The sequence below is a fragment of the Streptomyces sp. I05A-00742 genome (genome assembly GCF_013055795.1).
Taxonomy (GTDB): Bacteria; Actinomycetota; Actinomycetes; order Streptomycetales; family Streptomycetaceae; genus Streptomyces.
Map to the genome: position 1 here is coordinate 145,280 of NZ_JABETO010000007.1, position 16,676 is coordinate 161,955.

Here is a 16,676-nt window from a genome sequence, read left to right on the forward strand (position 1 = left end):
CCCGCCGCGGCCGGGTATCAGGCGTCCTCGTCCGCCAGCAGCTCGTCCGCGTCCACGATCCGGTACGCGTACCCCTGCTCGGCCAGGAACCGCTGCCGGTGCGCCGCGAAGTCCTGGTCGACGGTGTCGCGGGCGACCACCGAGTAGAACCGCGCCTCGTGGCCGTCCGCCTTGGGCCGCAGGACGCGTCCCAGGCGCTGGGCCTCCTCCTGGCGGGAGCCGAACGTGCCGGAGACCTGGATGGCGACCGTCGCCTCGGGCAGGTCGATGGAGAAGTTCGCGACCTTGGAGACGACGAGGACGGAGATCTCGCCCTGCCGGAACGCCTCGAAGAGCTTCTCGCGCTGGGCGTTGCTCGTCTCGCCCTTGATGACGGGCGCGTCGAGGTGTTCGCCCAGCTCGTCGAGCTGGTCGATGTACTGCCCGATGACCAGCGTCTGTTCGCCCCGGTGGCGGCGCACCAGCGCCTCGGTGACCTTCCGCTTGGTGGCCGTCGTGGCGCAGAAGCGGTACTTCTCCTCGGTCTCGGCCGTCGCGTACGCCAGCCGCTCGCCGTCCGTGAGGTTGACCCGGACCTCGACGCAGTCGGCGGGCGCGATGTAGCCCTGCGCCTCGATCTCCTTCCAGGGCGCGTCGAACCGCTTCGGACCGATCAGCGAGAAGACGTCCGACTCCCGGCCGTCCTCCCGGACGAGCGTCGCCGTCAGGCCGAGCCGCCGGCGGGCCTGGAGGTCGGCGGTGAACTTGAAGACGGGGGCGGGCAGCAGGTGCACCTCGTCGTAGACGACGAGACCCCAGTCGCGGGAGTCGAACAGCTCCAGGTGGGGGTAGATCCCCTTCCGCTTGGTGGTCAGCACCTGGTACGTGGCGATGGTGACCGGACGGATCTCCTTCTTCGTCCCGCTGTACTCGCCGATCTCGTCCTCGGTCAGTGACGTCCGCTTGACCAGCTCGTGCTTCCACTGCCGGGCCGAGACCGTGTTGGTGACCAGGATCAGCGTCGTCGCCTTGGCCTCGGCCATCGCCCCCGCCCCGACGAGCGTCTTGCCCGCGCCGCACGGCAGTACGACGACGCCCGAGCCGCCGTGCCAGAAGCCCTCGACGGCCTGCCGCTGGTACGGGCGCAGCGCCCAGCCGTCCTCCCGGAGCTCGATCGGGTGCGCCTCGCCGTCCACGTACCCGGCGAGGTCCTCGGCCGGCCAGCCGAGCTTCAGCAGAGCCTGCTTGACCTGCCCGCGCTCGGACGGGTGGACGGCGACGGTATCGGGGTCGACGCGGGCACCGACCAACGGCTGGATCTTCTTCGACCGCAGGATCTCCTCCAGCACCGGCCGGTCGGTGCTCTCCAGCACCAGCCCGTGCGTGGGGTGCTTCACCAGCCGCAGCCGCCCGTAGCGCGCCATGGTCTCGGCGATGTCGACCAGCAGGGCGTGCGGCACCGGGTACCGGGAGTAGGTGACCAGCGCGTCGACGACCTGCTCGGCGTCGTGCCCGGCCGCCCGGGCGTTCCACAGGCCGAGCGGCGTCACCCGGTAGGTGTGGATGTGCTCCGGAGCGCGCTCCAGCTCCGCGAAGGGGGCGATCGCGCGGCGGCAGGCGTCGGCCTGCTCGTGGTCGACCTCCAGGAGGAGCGTCTTGTCGCTCTGGACGATCAGGCAGGACACACATACCTCCGAAGTCGGGATCGCCGTCCGGGCGGACACCGCGGCGGCCACGGCCGGGCTCGTGCCCGTCGGCCTTCCGCGGGCACTCGCCCGGTCCCGCGCGGCCGGTCGCGTCCGCCTTCCGCGGGAAACGGAAAAGTCTACCCCGGCCGGGTGCGGAGGGGTGGCCCGCGCGGCGTTCCGCCTGGTCAGGGCGGTTGCAGGGAGACGGGGGAGCTTCACTGCGGCGCGCGCTCCCGCGCCCGCGCCTCGCGCCCCGCGTCCGCGAGCGAGCGCGGGCGCGGGGACCGGAGGCGTGCTGCGGAACGGGGGATGGTGCCGGGCGGGGAGAAGGTGGCCGGGGTGGGGGCGGGGGTAGGCCGGAGACCGGTGGGGATGTCCGGGATCGTGGAGGGGGAGCGGCATGGCTGAGGGGCGTGGGCGGGGCCGGCGCGGTGCGGTGGCGGTTCTGGGGGCGCTGGTCCTGGCGGGTTCGTCCGCGGTGTGGGCGCCGGCGGGGCAGGCGGACGGCGGACGGGTGCGGGGCGACCGGGCCGTGACCTGTACGGGGAGCGAGAGAACCGAGTTCGGCCCGGGGCTGTCCCTGGTGCCGCGCCCGACGCGGGTCCACGCGGAGGCGCGCTACACGTGCACGGTGGCCCCTGGCCGGACGGTCCCGGCCACGGGAGCGATCGACGCGTTCTCCCCGCAGGCCTCCTGCCTGACGGTGAGCAGCCCCCGTGGCCGGGAAACCGTCCGCTACGCCGACGGCCGGACCTCGGTCGTCGTCTACGACAGCGGCCGGGCCCTCCGCGTCGCCGGCGTGAACGCCGTCGAGCTGACGGGCCGGGTGGCCGGGGGCCGGGGCGCGGGTCAGGCGGCGCGGCGAACCCTCGTCGTGCTGCCGGGGCAGATGCCGACAGACTGCCTGGGGCCCGGCGGGGTCCGGCGGGCCGAGGGAGGGGTGCAGCTGGAGCTCGGGCCGGAGTGAGCGGGCCGGAGCGTCGGGAGTGGTCGGGTCGGAGTGAGCGGTTGAAGTGGCCGGGCTGGAGTGAGGATCGGGCAGGAGCGGCCGGGCCGGAGCGATCGGGGCGAGCGGCCGGGCTGGGGTGATCGGGGCGAAGAGGCTGGGCTGGAGTGATCGGGCCGAAATGGTCGGGAGTGGCCGGGCCGGAGTGGTCGGGTCGGAGTGGCCGGGTCGGAGTGAGCGGGCCGAGGCGGTCGGGAGTGGCCGGCGGGGGTGAGCGGGCCGAAGTGGCCGGGCCGAAGTGGTCGGGGCGGACTGAGCGGGCCGGAGTGGCCGAGCCGGAGCGACCGGGGCGAAGTGACCGAGCCGGACTGAGCGGGCCGGAGCGGCCGGGCCGGAGTGGCCGGGTTCGGGTTTGGTGGGTCGGAGTGTTCGGGGTTCAGGCGTGTTCGTCGGCCAGTTCGGCGACGCCGGTGATGCGGTGCAGCGGATACGTCCGCACCTCGTCCGCGGTGTGGTCGTACGCCGTGACGAAGCCGCCCTCCACCCGCACGGGGGCGATCACGCGCTGGCTCGCCGCGCCGTCCGCGTTGACGTAGCCGATCCAGACGACGGCGCCGGTGAGGACCGCCGCCTGCATGGTGGCGAGCGTCTCGGCCGAGGTGGTGCGGGGCAGGCCGCCGCCGGCGGGGGCGGGGGTGCCGACGGGTCGGCGTTCGGCCGTCGCCGCGAGGTCGCCGGCGCGGACGGCGCGGACTGCGGCGCCGAGCAGGGTGTCGTCGGGCTCGGGCGGGCCCTCCGGCACCGGCGCGGGCGGGGTGCGCGGGGGCGTGCGGTGGACGTCGGCGCGGGTGATCAGGACATCGCCCTCGGCGGACTCGGCCGCCGGCGCGTACCCCATCGCCCGCAGCCCGTCGAGCAGTTCGTCGGGCGCGGTCTGGGAGGCGAGGACGGTGGGGGCGAGCCGGCGCAGCCGCAGCGGGGCCGAGCGGCGGTCGGCGAGGAGCTCGGCGAGTACGGCCTCGTCGTCGCAGCGCAGGTACGAGGAGGCGGCGCCGACCCGCAGCCGGCCGTGGCGGCGGGCGACGTCCTCGATCAGGTAGCCGAGCGGCTGGGGCAGCGGTGTGCGCGAGTGCTCGGTGAGGAACGCGATGAGGTCGGAGGCCGACTGTCCGGCGTCCAGCGCGCGGCGCACCGACTCCGGCGTGAACCGGTAGACCGTGGCGCCGCCCTTGGACTCGATGTCCGCGAGGACGGCGAGCCGCTGGGCCAGCGGGCGGTGCAGCGGGCCCGGGGCGACGGCGGTGAGGTCGGCCTGGACGAGGACGTGGTCGAGCGGCTCGGGCAGCAGCGGGGCCAGGACCGGCGCGGGCGGCTCGCCCGCCAGCAGGGCGCGGCCGGGTGCGGAGAGCGCGCCGCGTCCGGTGACGCCGAGGAGTTCGGCCTCGGTGAGCGCCCACCGGGCGAGCCGGGCCCGCAGGTCGTCGCCGGTCCCGCGCGGCGGGCGCTCCCAGGCCAGCCGGGCCAGCAGCGCGTCGGCGGGGACGGCCGACCCCGCCGGCAGACCGGCGAGGAGGGCGAGGGCGCGCCGCCGGACCTCCGGCGCGGGCGCCCGGTCGAGGTCGGGCCCGAGCGCGGAGAGCGTGCGGCCCTTGGCGTCCCTGGTGCCCGCGAGGGCCGGGGTGCGGGTGGTCGCGAGCCAGGCGGTGGCCAGCCACGCCCAGCGCTCGGCGGGCGGCAGGTCCAGCCACTCGTCGTAGGCGGGGGTGGGGACGTACCGCTCGTCGACGTCCCCGTCGGAGGCCAACAGCCCTGCTGCGTACGCGAGTTCGGCCCAGAAGGCGGCGACGGGCCCGGGCACGTCGAGGACGGTCGCGGCCCGCTTGAGGTCCCGTACGCTCAGGCCGCCCGCGCGCAGCACCAGCGGCCCCGCGGTCTCCCAGTCCGCCAGCAGCTCCTCGACGGCGGCCAGAGCGGCGAGCGCCTGCCCGGCCGCGGCGGCGTCCACGGACTCAGGCGCGTAGGCGGTGACCGGCGCCGGCTCGGGCGCCTCCGGCTCGGGCGCGCGGTGCGCCCGCCCGGCCCGCAGATGGAGGGCCGCCTCCCGGGGCAGCACGACGTTCCCCGGACCGGTCGGCAGCAGCAGCCCCCGGTCCAGCAGCCAGCGCAGGTGCGGGGCGGGGTCGGCGGTCACCGTGCCGTACGGCGGCCCCCAGGCGAGACGTTCCAGGACGCCCCGCGCGCCCTCGGGCGCGGCGGCGAGCAGCGCGGCCATCCGGGCGCGGTCCTCGAACAGGCCCGTCAGCGCGGCGACGGCGGTCACCGGATCGTGGGTCGCGGGCAGCCCGGCCGCCTCGATGATCTGTTGCAGCCGTCCGGGTGACATCCCGGCCGTGGCCTCGGCGACGCTCGGGCCCAGCCCCGTCGCGGAGGGCCGGGTCGCACTGGGGGCCAGCAGCTCGCGGACCGTACGGACCAGCCGCAGCCGGTCGTCGCCGCCCCAGACCAGCGCCTGCCCCCGCAGCTCGGCCACGGCCCGCGGCAGCTCGCGCGCGATGCGCGGGTCCTCCGGCTCGTCGCCGGTCATGAGCCCGGCGAGCGTCCCGTACGGGCACGGGTCAGGGGCCACGGCCAGCGCCTCGGCGACCTGGAGCGCGAACCGGTCCAGGCGGTCCAGGGCCCGTACGGCGGAAGCTCGCGTCGCGGCCCGGGTGGCGAGCTGGGTGAGGTCGCCGGGGACCGGGTTGAGCAGGTCGGGGCGGGCCCGCAGCAGTCCGGCCAGGGCGTCGTCGGACCGGGCGCGCAACTCCTCGGCGAGGGTGCGCGGGGCCCCGCCGGTCCTGCCGCCGCCGCTGCCGGTCTCCCGCGAACTGGTCATTCTGCTAACGGTACCGGGTCGGTGCGGAGCCGGGCGGGCCTCCGGGACGGGCCGCACGCGGCCGCGACCTGCGATGCGCCCGGCCGGGTGCCCCGGTCCGTTCTCGCGGACAGCCGGGGGAGGACCGGGTACCGTCGGTTCCGGACGGCCGGAGGTCACCGGGGAGCCTGGGGGACGTGGTGGGGATCGAGAGCGACCAACTCGTCTACGACTACCTGAGCAAGGTGGGCGACATAGCCCAGCGGCGATCCCTCACCTCAGGGGACCGGATGCGCCTGGTCTCCCGGCTGCGCACGGAGATCGAACGGCGCAGGGCCGCCGAGAGCGCCGAGACGCCCGCCGCCGTGCGACGGATCCTGGACGGGCTGGGCACGCCCGACGAGGCGGTCGCCGGCGCCGGCGGCGAGGACCCCGCGGGACCGGCCGCCCCGGGCCGGGTGCCCGCGCAGCGCCGCGAGCCGGCGACCGGCGCGGTGCGCTTCCCCGACGCGGGCGCGCCTCCCCACCTGGCCACGGAGGAGGAGCTGCGCGGCCCGGCCGGGTCCGGGCGGACGGGCGGCGAGTGGTGGCGGGTGGAGCAGATGCCCTTCGGGGCGGGCGAGACGGCGTTCGGGGGCGGTGAGACGCCCTTCATGGCCGGTGAGACGCCTTTCGGAGCCGGAGAGACGCCCTTCGCGACCGGTGAGACGCCCTTCGCGGCCGGGGGGCGGACGCACGGCTTCACGGGCGGGATAGAGATCCCCGACATGCTCAAGCCCCCGCCCTCCCCCGAGGAGCTCGCCCGGCAGCGCGCCGGGGCGGAGGCACGGCCGGACGACCCGCTCCGGCCCTCCGCGACCGTCGGCGAACAGGCGCCGTCCGACGAGGGGGTGGGCGCCCCCCGCCGCCGCTTCCCGTTCCGCCGAGCGGACGGCGGGCAGGAGGGCACCGTTCCCATGAGCCCGCTGCTGGCCCTGGTGGCGGTCCTCCTGGTCGTCGGCGCGGTGCTCGGCAACTGGATCGTCATGGTGGCCGGCTGGGCCCTCGCCTACATCACGCGCCGGCTCACCCAGACCGAGTCCAAGTGGGCCGTCATGGGCGTTCCCGGCCTCGCGGCGGGCGGCGCCGTGGTGTGGCTGTGGGGCCGCCTCGAACACCGCTGGGGCGCCCCGGTGGCCCAGGGGCAGCTGGGCGCCACGCTCGTCGACACCCTGCCGGTCGTCGTCCGGGTCGCGGCGGTGGGCTCGGCGCTGTTCGTCCTGTGGCGGGCGCGCCGCCCGGGCTGAGCGGGGCACGCGGGGCGCGGCTGCCGGGGTACGGGCCGGGGTTCCGGTGGATCGGGGCGGTTTCCCGTCCCGAATGCCCCTTTTTGGCGCTCCGATCCACCAATTCCCGGGGGGGTGGGGGCGTGCGTGGAGGGTACGAGCGCCCTCCGCGCGGACTCGCGCCCCCCTGGCCTCCGGGTGCCCGACTCCCTGGCACCCTGACCCCTGCCCCGACGCATCGGTCGGCCACCCGCAACGGCCCGCAGCCGCCCGTCCACCTGGGCACTCGCCCCCACTCCGCCCCACCCTCAACACCCTTACCCCCACCACCGCATCCCGGCCCGAACGCGACTTGAACGCGTTCAAAAACAGGTCTACTGTCACCATCAACGGCAGTTTTGAACGTGTTCAAGAATGGGGCGGGAACATGGATTCTGCAGTCCTCGCGTACGTCATCTACCTGCTGATCAGCCTGGCGCTGACCGTCTGGGTGGCCCGCACGCTCAGCCGCAACGGACGGGTCTTCCTCGCCGACGTGCTCCACGGGAACGAGAAGCTCGCGGACGCCGTCAACCACCTCCTGGTGGTGGGTTTCTACCTGGTGAACCTCGGGTTCATCGCGCTCTACCTGAGGGACGACAGCGACATAGGGAACACCCGGGAGATCTTCGAGGCGCTGTCGTCGAAGCTCGGGGTCGTCCTGCTCGTGCTCGGCGCGATGCACCTCGGCAACGTCTTCGTCCTCAACAAGTTCCGGCGCCGGGGTGCCATGGAGAAGGAGCTGTACCCGCCGGTGCTGCCGCAGGGGTACGTGGCTCCGCAGGGCGCGGGGGCCGCGGGTGCGGACGGGAGCTCGTACCAGTGAACCCGTCCGCGGCGGCCGTCGAGCCGCCCCCCGTCCGCCGCTTCACCGTCCTCTACGACGCCCGGTGCCCGCTCTGCGCGTTCGTGCGGAACTGGCTGGCGGGGCAGGCGCAGCTGGTGCCGCTCGACCTGGTGCCGGCGGGGTCGGACGAGGCGCGACGCCGCTTCCCGGGGCTCGACCCGGCCTCCACCCTGGAGGAGATCACCGTGGTGGGGGACGGCGGCCAGGTGTACCGGGGCGCCGCGGCCTGGATCGCGTGCCTGTGGGCGCTCGACGAACACCGGCCGCTCGCGCACCGGCTGAGCACGCCGGCCGGAATGAGGTTCGCGCGCGGGGCGGTGCTGGCCGCCGCCAAGTACCGCGAGCTGCAGGGGCGGCGGGACCCGGAGGAGCCCGGCGGGCCGTACCGCCCCGAGGGCGGCCCCAGGTGGACCGACCCGCAGGTCTGCGGGAGCGGCGGTTGTACGGGGTCCGACTAGGCTCTGAGCGTGCCAGCAGTGAACGAGCCCCGACCCGCGAAGAGCGAGCAGACGCGCACCCTCATCCTGGAGACCGCGATGAGGCTCTTCCAGGAACGGGGCTACGACAAGACCACCATGCGGGCCATCGCCAAGGAGGCCGGGGTCTCCGTCGGCAACGCGTACTACTACTTCGCGAGCAAGGAACACCTGATCCAGGGCTTCTACGACCGGATCGCCACCGAACACCGGATGGCGGTCCGGCCGGTGCTCGACCGGGAGACGGACCTGGAGGCGCGGATCGCGGGGGTGCTGCGGGCCTGGCTGGACGTCTCCGAGCCGTACCACGAGTTCGCGGCCCAGTTCTTCAAGAACGCCGCCGACCCCGACAGCCCCCTCAGCCCCTTCTCCTCCGAGTCCGAGCCCGCCCGCGAGGCGGCCATCTCCGTGCACCGGGAGGTGCTCGCGGGCTCCAGGTCCAAGGTGCCGGCCGAGCTGGCGGACATTCTGCCGCAGTTGCTGTGGCTGTCCCAGATGGGGCTCGTCCTGTACTGGGTCTTCGACCGCTCGCCGGGCCACGAGCGCAGCCGCCGGCTGGCCGAGCGCGGCGCCCGTCTGACGACGCGCGGGGTGTCCCTGGCCCGCTTCCGGGTGCTGCGGCCGCTCGTCCACGAAGTGCACGAACTGTTCACGGACTTCCTGCCGGGCATGGCGCAGACGGTGGCGGCGCGCAAGCGGCCGTGAGGCCGCCGCGCTCGCTCGCAGCCCGCGCTCGCAGCCCGCGCTCGCAGCCCGCGCCCGCAGCCCGCGCCCGCCCGCAGCCCGTCGCCTCTGCCCTCAGGTGGAGGCGGTTCGCCGGACGGGAGCACGCGCCCTGAGCGCCCCGAGCTCCCGACCGGTAGGCCCGCCATGCGCCACCCCCTCTCCGTGGCAAGCAGACTGCGCGCGTCGTGGAGGGTGGCCCGCGCCCCCACGGCCGGGGTCCCCCGCTGGGCGCGCGTCGCCGCGGCACGCGGGTCCCGCTCGTCGTCCTGCCGTCGAGCCTGTGGCGGGCCGGCGGGGCATTCCTGCCGGGAGCGGACGGGCACGGGAGGGTGACCTGCCCGCCCGGGTGCCGGTCGAGCTGCCGGCCTTCACCGCCGTCGGCCCGGTCGCGGGCGGGGGCGAGGTCTTCCAGCGCTGGCGCTGGGTCCGTCCCCTTCCTGCGGGACGACGGGTGCCGACGGCCGTCGCCGTCGTGTCGGGCGCCGTGGGGGCGGCGGTGCTCACGGCGCTCCGGACGGTGCTCCTCGTGGTCACGGAGATCACCGGCGCCACCGTCCGGGGCCGATCGGCTCGCCGACGACCACCCGGGGAACCAAGGGAGTTGGGAAGCCTTCGCGTCCTACGTCCGTCACGTGCCCCTGATCCACTGGGGGCCGCTGCTCGGGGCGGTCACCGTGGCGTACTGGCGGCGGCTGTGCCGGGCGGTGACGCCGGGAGCGGGAAGGGGCGCGTCAGTCCTCTCCCAGCACCGCCCGGATCACATGCCGGGCGTTGCGTGCCATCGCCGGGTTCGTCCTCCGGTAGTACGGCAGCGCGATCAGCGCCTGTGAGAGCGTCCGCCCCCGGCCGCGCCGCCAGGTGGCGTCGTCCACGCCGAGGGCTTCGCGGAAGACCTCCCTGGCGTCGGGCGGGAGCAGGTTCCACGCAGGGAACAGGTCGCAGGCCGGATCGCCCACTCCCATGCACCCGAAGTCGATCACGGCGGTCAGCCTGCCGCCGTCCACCAGCAGGTTGCCCGGCATCAGGTCGGCGTGGAGCCACACCGGCGGCCCGTCCCCGCCGGGGGCGCGCAGCGCGTCCTCCCACACGGCGGTCACGGCGTCGCAGTCGACGCCCTCCTCCGGGATCCCGCGCAGTTCCTCGATCGCCGACCGGGTCTCCGCGTCGAGCGAGGCGACCGGTCCGCCGCGGTGGGCCCGCGGCGCGTCCGGGAGGGTGATGCTGCGCATCGCCGCCACGAAGGCGGCCAAGTCCCCGGCCAGCAGCAGGGGTTCGTCCAGCGCCCCCTCCCGCGGGTTCCCGCCCGCCAGCCACCGGTGGACCGACCACGGCCACGGATACCCCTCGGCGGGCACCCCGGCCCCGAGCACCTCGGGTACGGCGGTGGGCAGTCGGGCCGCGAGACGCGGCAGCCACTCCTGCTCCATCGCCACGTCCTCGGCGCCGCCCTTCACCAGCGGCAGCCGTACGGCCAGGTCGTCGCCCAGCCGGAACATGGCGTTGACCGTGCCGTCGGACGGGAACCGCTTCACCGCCAGGTCCGCCCACTGCGGGAACTGCCCGGCGACCAGCCGTCGTACGAGGTCTTCGTCGACGGTGTGCGGGCCCGGACGCGTCTGCCCTGTGCTGCTCATGAGCAGTCATCCGACCGCCGGTCGCCGGCGGGCGTCAAACGCTTTTCGGCCCGGCCGTCACCGCCGGGGCGCCCGGGACGACGAGCGGGCCGCCGGTCACCGGATCGGGCACGACCACCGCCTCCAGGCCGAAGACGTCACGGACGAGCTCCGCCGTCACCACCTCGCCGGGCCGTCCCTGGGCGACCACGCGGCCCTCCTTCATGGCCACGAGGTGATCGGCGTACCGTGCGGCCTGGTTGAGGTCGTGAAGGACGGCCACGACGGTCCGGCCGCGCTCCACGTTGAGACGGCGGACCAGGTCGAGGACCTCGACCTGGTGGGCGATGTCGAGGTAGGTCGTCGGCTCGTCGAGCAGGAGCAGGTCCGTCTCCTGGGCGAGGGCCATGGCGATCCAGACGCGCTGCCGCTGCCCGCCGGAGAGTTCGTCGACCGGGCGCGCGGCCAGTGCCGTGACGTCCGTCCGCTCCATCGCCTCGGCGACCGCCCGTTCGTCCGCCTCTGACCACTGCTGCCACCAGCGCTGATGCGGCTGCCTGCCACGGGCGACGAGGTCGGCGACAGTGATCGCCTCGGGCGCGACGGGGGTCTGCGGGAGCAGGCCCAGCCGGGTGGCGAGGGTGCGCGTCGGGATGCGGCCCAACTCCTCGCCGTCGAGGAGGACAGCACCCGCTGCCGGCCTCAACAGCCGCCCCAGGGCCCGCAGCAGGGTCGACTTGCCGCAGGCGTTCGGGCCGATGACGACGGTCACCTCGCCGTCGGGGACGTCGAGGCGGAGACCGTCCACGACGACGCGGTCCTCGTAGGCGAGCGTCAGGTCCCGGGCCCGCAGTCTGCTGCCGGTTGTGTTTCCGGCGGTGGCGTCGGCGGTGCTACCCGTCGTGCTGTCGGTCCTGCTCTCCGTCGTGCTGTCGGTCATGCCGCTTTCCCTCCCGTACGCCCGCGGATGATGAGCCGGATGAGGTACGGCGCGCCGACGGCGGCCGTGAGGACGCCCACCGGGAGCTGTGTCGGCTCGAAGAGCTTGCGGGCCAGCAGGTCCGCGAGGACGACGATCAGCGCGCCCGTCAGGGCCGAGCAGACGAGCGGGATCTGGGCGGTGCGTGTCGTGCGCCGGGCGATCTGCGGGGCGAGGAGGGCCACGAAGTCCACCGGGCCCGCCGCGCCCGTGGCGACGGAGGCGAGGACGACGCCGAGGAGGACGAGGCCGGCACGCACCCGGTTGAGCCGGACGCCCAGGGCGGTGGCGGTGTCGTCGTCCATCGCGACCGTGCGCTGGGCCCGCGCCGCCCAGCACAGGGGGACGGCGAGCAGCAGCAGGGTCCAGGCGACCGGGGCCGCGGCGTTCCAGCCGGCGCCGTTGAGGGAGCCGGTCATCCACACCTTGGCCTGCTGGGCGACCAGGTAGTCGCCCTTGGTCAGGAAGAGTTGGGTGATGGCGCGCAGGGCGATCGCGAAGCCGATGCCGATGAGGACGAAGCGGCCCGCGTGCAGGCCGCCGCGCCAGGCGAAGAGGTAGACGAGGGCGGCGGCGAGGAGGCCGCCCGCCATGGAGACGTACGGCAGCGCGGCGTACGAGGTGACGCCGAACGTCATCGCGCCGACCGTCAGCGCCCCCGCGCCCTGGGACACGCCGATGATGTCGGGGCTGGCGAGCGGATTGCGCGCCACGGTCTGGATGAGCGCGCCCGCGATGCCGAAGGAGGCTCCGATCAGCAGTCCCACCGTCATTCGCGGCAGCCGGAAGGTGCCGACGACCAGTTCGTCGGGGGAGGGCCGGCCGAGGAGCACGTCGAGGACCGCGCCCGGCGCGACGAACTGGTCGCCCACGCACAGGTAGGCCAGGCAGACGACGGCCAGGGCCGCGCCCAGGCACAGGGCGACGACCGCGCTGCGGCCGTGCAGGAGGAACGAGCCCCGGGCGGCGCGGACGACGGCGTAGCCGGCGGGACGCGCCTTGGACGGAGCGGGGGCGGGCTGTGACGGGTTCACGCGGCCACCGTCCTGCGGCGGGCGAGCGCGACGAGGAACGGGAGGCCGATGAGGGCGGTCATCACGCCCGCCGGGACCTCGCTGTCCGCGTAGATCACCCGGCCGACGACGTCGGAGAGGAGCAGGACGACCGGACCGAGGAGGGCGGCCATCGGCAGCAGCCTGCGGTGGTCGCCGCCGACGAGCGCACGGGCGATGTGCGGCACGGCCAGGCCGACGAAGGCGATGGGTCCTGCGGCGGCGACCCCGACGCCGGTGAGCACGGTGGCACCGGCGCCGGCGAGGATCCGTACGGCCGCGACGTTGCGGCCGAGGCCGCGGGCCAGGTCCTCGCCGAGCGCGAGCGCGTCGAGCCCCCGGGCCACGGAGAACACGAGCACCGTGCCCAGCAGCAGGAACGGCCACATCTGGCCCGCGATCTCCTGGTCCCGGCCGGCCAGCGAGCCGATCTGCCAGAACCGGAACTCCTCCAGGGCGGACGCCCGGGTGGTGAGGATGCCCGAGATCACCGAGACCAGCAGCGCGTTGATCGCGGCCCCGGCCAGCGCGAGCTTGACGGGCGACGCGCCGCCGCGGCCGCGCGAGGCGATGGCGTACACGGCGACGGACGCCACCGCGGCCCCCGCGAACGCGAACCACACCTGCCCGGCCAGGGTGTGCACCCCGGCGGCGGCGATGGCGAGGACGACGCCGAGCGAGGCGCCCTGGCTGACGCCGAGGATGCCCGGATCGGCGATGGGGTTGCGGGTGACGCCCTGCATGACCACCCCGGCCATCGCGAGGGCGGCTCCGGTCATGAGGCCGATGAGCGTCCGCGGCAGCCGCAGCGAGCGGACGACACCGGCGGTGGCGTCGTCCCCGCCGTGCAGCAGGGCGTCGAGGACGCGGTCCGGCGGGATCGTCCGGCTGCCCACGGCGAGGCTGAGCACCACGGCGGCCAGCAGCGCCGCGACGACCGCGGCCGTCCAGCCGGCACGGCGGCGCGTGCTGGGCGCCGGTGAGCCGGTGAGGCCTGGAGGGGGAGGTGGGGGAGATGGGGGAGGACCGACCGGGTCGGTGGCGGGTATGGCTTCCACGGCGCGGTTCCGGCGGCTCTCTCGGGTGGCGGACGGGTCTCTCGGGCGACGGACGGACGGACCGACGGCACGGGCAGCCGCGGGGGCGCCCGTACGGGACGTGACGCGATCCTTGCGGGACCGCGGCGTGCGGGCACGCGCGGACCCGATACGGCCGGCCGCTCTGACCGAAAGGCCCGAGTTAGGTTCGGCTAAGTCTACGGCGGGGTCCGGGGCGCCGAGGAGGGGCGTGGCCCCGAAGCGTGCACTCCGGCGCGCACCCCCTGGCCGCAAGTGCCCGCGGCCGCGGGCGCTCGCCGGGCTCAAGCGTTCACGGCCACAGATGCCCGCCGGGCTCAAGTGCTCACGGCCGCAGGCGCCCGCCAGGCACAGGCACCCGTGGCCGCGCCCCCCACCAGCCGCAAGCTCTCACCGGCTCAAGCTCTCACCTGCCCAAGCCCTCACCCGCCCAAGCTCCCGCCGACTCCAAGCCCCCACCGGGCCGCCCGCCCGCACAGCCGCGAGGAACAACCGCGGGGAACAACCACCGGGCCCGCCCCCCGGCACCCGCCCCCCGGCACCCGCCCCCACCACACCGCCTCGGCAGAATGAGCCGCATGACCACGCAGCCCCGTGCCGCCGCGCCGGCCCCCTTCACCGTCGGCTTCGACCTGGACATGACCCTGATCGACTCCCGGCCGGGGATCCGGGTGACCTACGAGGCCCTGGCCGCCGAGACGGGCGTGCCCATCGACGCGGAGCTCGCGGTCGGCCGGCTGGGCCCGCCGCTCGTCCAGGAGCTGCGCGAATGGTTCCCGGAGGAGGACGTGCCCCGGGTGGCCGACCGCTACCGCGAGCTCTACCAGGACCTCGCCATCACCGGGTCGCTCCCCATGCCCGGCGCCCGCGAGGCGCTCGCCGTCGTGCGGGAACTGGGCGGCCGGTCGATCGTCGTCACCGCCAAGCACGGCGGCAACGCCCGGCTCCACCTCGACCACCTGGCCCTGGAGCCGGACGCGCTGATCGGCGACCTGTGGGCCGAGCAGAAGGCGGTCGCCCTGCGCGACCACGGCGCGGGCATCTACGTGGGCGACCACACCGGCGACGTCCGCGGGGCGCACGCCGCGGGCGCGCTCTCCGTCGCCGTGGCCACCGGCCCCTGCCCCGCCGACGAACTGCGCGCGGCCGGGGCGGACGTAGTCCTGGCCGGGCTGGAGGACTTCCCCCGGTGGCTGCGGGCGCACCGGGCCCGGGCGGACGAGGAGGCGGCGGCCTCCGCGTGAGCGACCCGGGAGGCGACGATCAGTCCCGGCGGCTCCCGCTCACACCCCGGACGACGCCTCCCGCGCGCGCCGCCGCTGGTCGGCCGCCGTGCGGAGGACACCGGCCGCGGCGATCACGAAGCCGACGCCCATGAGCATGCACACGAAGTAGGCGGCCGACGGCAGCGGATCCGCGCCGAGGAACAGTGGGGCGACGGTGGCCATCGTGGCCACGGCGCCCACCAGGAAGACGATCGCGCCAGCGCGCACCAGCAGATCCCCGGCCCGGGGCGTTTCGTTGCTCACCCGAGCAGGGTAGTTGCCTTGTGGCGGGCACGTGCCCCCGGCTGCCCGGCAGGGCTGTGACCAGGAACGGCGCGAAAGGGCCGCCCGACGGCGGGGCGGGGAGAGGGCTCCACCGGACGCGCCCCCGACGCGCGCCCGGACGCGCAGAGGTACGACCTGAGGACGTCTTGTCACCGGGCCCGGGACCATTAGCCTTGGGGTAGCGGGTCTTGCGACCCGCTGTAGTGCTATCCAGAGCTGTTTTTTACTTGCTTTCAGAAGTTCGACCGTTTTCGATAACTTTCGCTTTTGCGACAGTTTTCCGATTTCCGACGAGTACGAGGACGAGGACAGACGTGCCTACCGGCAAGGTCAAATGGTTCAACAGCGAGAAGGGCTTCGGCTTTCTCTCCCGCGACGACGGCGGAGACGTCTTCGTGCACTCCTCGGTGCTCCCGGACGGGGTCGACGCCCTCAAGCCCGGTCAGCGCGTGGAGTTCGGCGTGGTCGCCGGACAGCGCGGTGACCAGGCGCTCACCGTGACGCTCCTGGACCCCACCCCCTCGGTCGCGGCCGCGCAGCGCCGCAAGCCGGACGAGCTGGCCTCGATCGTCCAGGACCTGACGACCCTTCTGGAGAACGTCACCCAGCAGCTGGAGCGGGGCCGTTACCCCGACAAGGCGCAGGGTTCCAAGATCGCGAGCATGCTGCGCGTGGTGGCCGACCAGCTCGACGTCTGACCGCCCGCGATACCGGAGGGTCCGCTTCAGGGGAACCTGAGCGCGTCGGGGCCGAGGGGCGGTACGAGCCCTTCGGCCGCGGCGCGGGTCAGCAGGCCGCGGACCGCCGCGTAGCCGCTCTCCCCGAGCTGCGCGGTGAACTCGTTGACGTACAGCCCGATGTGCTGGTCGGTGACGGCCGGGTCCATCTCCTGGGCGTGTTCCCGCACGTACGGCCGGGAGGCCTCCGGGTCGTCCCAGGCCATGCGGACGGACGTCCGGGCCGACTCGGCCAGCAGCCGCAGGGTCTCCGCGCCCAGCGACCGCTTGGCGACGATCGCGCCCAGCGGGATGGGGAGTCCGGTGGTGTTCTCCCAGTGCTCGCCCATGTCGGCGAGGCGGTGGAGACCGTAGTTCTGATACGTGAACCGGGCCTCGTGGATGACCAGGCCCGCGTCCACCCTGCCGTCGCGGACCGCCGGCATGATCTCGTCGAACGGCAGGACGACGACCTCGCCGACGCCGCCCGGCACCTCCGCCGCCGCCCAGAGCCGGAACAGCAGGTACGCGGTCGAACGCTCGCTCGGCACCGCGACGGTCCGCCCGGCCAGGGCCGCCGGGTCCGTCAGCCCGCCGGCGGTGAGGACCAGCGGCCCGCAGCCGCGTCCCAGCGCGCCGCCGCAGGGCAGCAGCGCGTAGTCCTCCAGCACCCAGGGCAGCACGGCGTAGGACACCTTGAGCACGTCGAGCTCGCCGCGCTCGGCCATGCCGTTGGTGACGTCGATGTCCGCGAACGTCACGTCCAGGGGCGGGGCGCCGGGGACGCGGCCGTGGGCCCACGCGTCGAAGACGAAGGTGTCGTTGGGGCAGGGGGAGTAGGCGATGCGGATCGGCCGGCCCATGGACTCC

Annotated in this window: 15 protein-coding genes; 7 read left to right on the plus strand and 8 right to left on the minus strand. The window is 75.0% G+C overall.

Annotated features, from left to right (window positions below; genetic code table 11):
* Positions 1–17 precede the first annotated feature (17 nt).
* A complete protein-coding gene (locus HN013_RS09715; protein ID WP_171165170.1) occupies positions 18–1,664 on the minus strand; it encodes a DNA repair helicase XPB in 1,647 nt (548 codons plus the stop codon).
* Between the two features lie 403 nt (positions 1,665–2,067).
* On the opposite strand from HN013_RS09715, the gene HN013_RS09720 reads away from it, so the two are divergent.
* Entirely contained in the window at positions 2,068–2,634 is a 567-nt protein-coding gene (locus HN013_RS09720) for a hypothetical protein (protein ID WP_171165172.1), read from the plus strand.
* 415 nt (positions 2,635–3,049) lie between these two features.
* Here HN013_RS09720 and HN013_RS09725 read toward each other — a convergent pair whose 3' ends face one another.
* Positions 3,050–5,488, minus strand: a complete 2,439-nt coding sequence (locus HN013_RS09725; protein ID WP_171165174.1) for a helicase C-terminal domain-containing protein — start codon at positions 5,486–5,488, stop codon at positions 3,050–3,052.
* 176 nt (positions 5,489–5,664) lie between these two features.
* On the opposite strand from HN013_RS09725, the gene HN013_RS09730 reads away from it, so the two are divergent.
* From HN013_RS09730 to HN013_RS09745, 4 genes are all read left to right on the plus strand, one after another.
* Positions 5,665–6,753, plus strand: a complete 1,089-nt coding sequence (locus HN013_RS09730) for a hypothetical protein (RefSeq protein WP_312018551.1) — start codon at positions 5,665–5,667, stop codon at positions 6,751–6,753.
* 406 nt (positions 6,754–7,159) lie between these two features.
* On the plus strand, positions 7,160–7,597 hold the full coding sequence (locus HN013_RS09735) for a hypothetical protein (RefSeq protein ID WP_171165176.1): 438 nt from the start codon (positions 7,160–7,162) through the stop codon (positions 7,595–7,597).
* On the plus strand, positions 7,594–8,076 hold the full coding sequence (locus tag HN013_RS09740; protein ID WP_171165178.1) for a thiol-disulfide oxidoreductase DCC family protein: 483 nt from the start codon (positions 7,594–7,596) through the stop codon (positions 8,074–8,076). The genes HN013_RS09735 and HN013_RS09740 overlap by 4 nt, the downstream gene beginning before the upstream one ends.
* A gap of 78 nt (positions 8,077–8,154) precedes the next feature.
* Positions 8,155–8,799: a TetR family transcriptional regulator gene (locus tag HN013_RS09745; protein ID WP_171165322.1), complete on the plus strand. Its 645-nt coding sequence runs from the start codon at positions 8,155–8,157 to the stop codon at positions 8,797–8,799.
* Between the two features lie 752 nt (positions 8,800–9,551).
* Here the strand turns inward: HN013_RS09745 and HN013_RS09750 are convergent.
* Genes HN013_RS09750 through HN013_RS09765 form a run of 4 tightly spaced genes read right to left on the minus strand, consistent with a single transcriptional unit; the run spans position 9,552 to position 13,522 of the window.
* Positions 9,552–10,454, minus strand: coding sequence for an aminoglycoside phosphotransferase family protein (locus HN013_RS09750; protein WP_171165180.1), 903 nt, complete (start codon positions 10,452–10,454; stop codon positions 9,552–9,554).
* 34 nt (positions 10,455–10,488) lie between these two features.
* The gene (locus HN013_RS09755) at positions 10,489–11,373 is read right to left on the minus strand and encodes an ABC transporter ATP-binding protein (RefSeq protein ID WP_249374865.1); all 885 of its coding nucleotides are present in this window, start codon (positions 11,371–11,373) and stop codon (positions 10,489–10,491) included.
* Entirely contained in the window at positions 11,370–12,446 is a 1,077-nt protein-coding gene (locus tag HN013_RS09760; RefSeq protein WP_171165182.1) for an iron chelate uptake ABC transporter family permease subunit, read from the minus strand. Before HN013_RS09760 ends, HN013_RS09755 begins: the two co-directional genes overlap by 4 nt.
* The gene (locus HN013_RS09765; protein ID WP_171165184.1) at positions 12,443–13,522 is read right to left on the minus strand and encodes an iron ABC transporter permease; all 1,080 of its coding nucleotides are present in this window, start codon (positions 13,520–13,522) and stop codon (positions 12,443–12,445) included. The genes HN013_RS09760 and HN013_RS09765 overlap by 4 nt, the downstream gene beginning before the upstream one ends.
* Before the next feature lie 596 nt (positions 13,523–14,118).
* On the opposite strand from HN013_RS09765, the gene HN013_RS09770 reads away from it, so the two are divergent.
* On the plus strand, positions 14,119–14,784 hold the full coding sequence (locus tag HN013_RS09770; RefSeq protein ID WP_171165186.1) for an HAD family hydrolase: 666 nt from the start codon (positions 14,119–14,121) through the stop codon (positions 14,782–14,784).
* Between the two features lie 39 nt (positions 14,785–14,823).
* Here HN013_RS09770 and HN013_RS09775 read toward each other — a convergent pair whose 3' ends face one another.
* A complete protein-coding gene (locus HN013_RS09775; RefSeq protein WP_171165188.1) occupies positions 14,824–15,069 on the minus strand; it encodes a hypothetical protein in 246 nt (81 codons plus the stop codon).
* Between the two features lie 335 nt (positions 15,070–15,404).
* Here HN013_RS09775 and HN013_RS33635 point away from each other — a divergent pair, with 335 nt between their 5' ends.
* On the plus strand, positions 15,405–15,788 hold the full coding sequence (locus tag HN013_RS33635; protein ID WP_171165190.1) for a cold-shock protein: 384 nt from the start codon (positions 15,405–15,407) through the stop codon (positions 15,786–15,788).
* A 26-nt stretch (positions 15,789–15,814) separates the two neighbouring features.
* On the opposite strand, the gene HN013_RS09785 is transcribed toward HN013_RS33635, so the two are convergent.
* On the minus strand, positions 15,815–16,669 hold the full coding sequence (locus HN013_RS09785; protein WP_171165326.1) for a 1,4-dihydroxy-6-naphthoate synthase: 855 nt from the start codon (positions 16,667–16,669) through the stop codon (positions 15,815–15,817).
* Positions 16,670–16,676: the final 7 nt, after the last annotated feature.

What these genes read in the sequence shown, in the direction of transcription:
- HN013_RS09725 (WP_171165174.1), bottom strand. Translation starts at nt 5,488, where the DNA reads ATGACCAGTTCGCGGGAGACCGGCAGCGGCGGCGGCAGGACCGGCGGG.
- HN013_RS09770 (WP_171165186.1), top strand. Translation starts at nt 14,119, where the DNA reads ATGACCACGCAGCCCCGTGCCGCCGCGCCGGCCCCCTTCACCGTCGGC.
- HN013_RS09750 (WP_171165180.1), bottom strand. Translation starts at nt 10,454, where the DNA reads ATGAGCAGCACAGGGCAGACGCGTCCGGGCCCGCACACCGTCGACGAA.
- HN013_RS09755 (WP_249374865.1), bottom strand. Translation starts at nt 11,373, where the DNA reads ATGACCGACAGCACGACGGAGAGCAGGACCGACAGCACGACGGGTAGC.
- HN013_RS09735 (WP_171165176.1), top strand. Translation starts at nt 7,160, where the DNA reads ATGGATTCTGCAGTCCTCGCGTACGTCATCTACCTGCTGATCAGCCTG.
- HN013_RS09745 (WP_171165322.1), top strand. Translation starts at nt 8,155, where the DNA reads ATGAGGCTCTTCCAGGAACGGGGCTACGACAAGACCACCATGCGGGCC.
- HN013_RS09785 (WP_171165326.1), bottom strand. Translation starts at nt 16,669, where the DNA reads ATGGGCCGGCCGATCCGCATCGCCTACTCCCCCTGCCCCAACGACACC.
- HN013_RS09720 (WP_171165172.1), top strand. Translation starts at nt 2,068, where the DNA reads ATGGCTGAGGGGCGTGGGCGGGGCCGGCGCGGTGCGGTGGCGGTTCTG.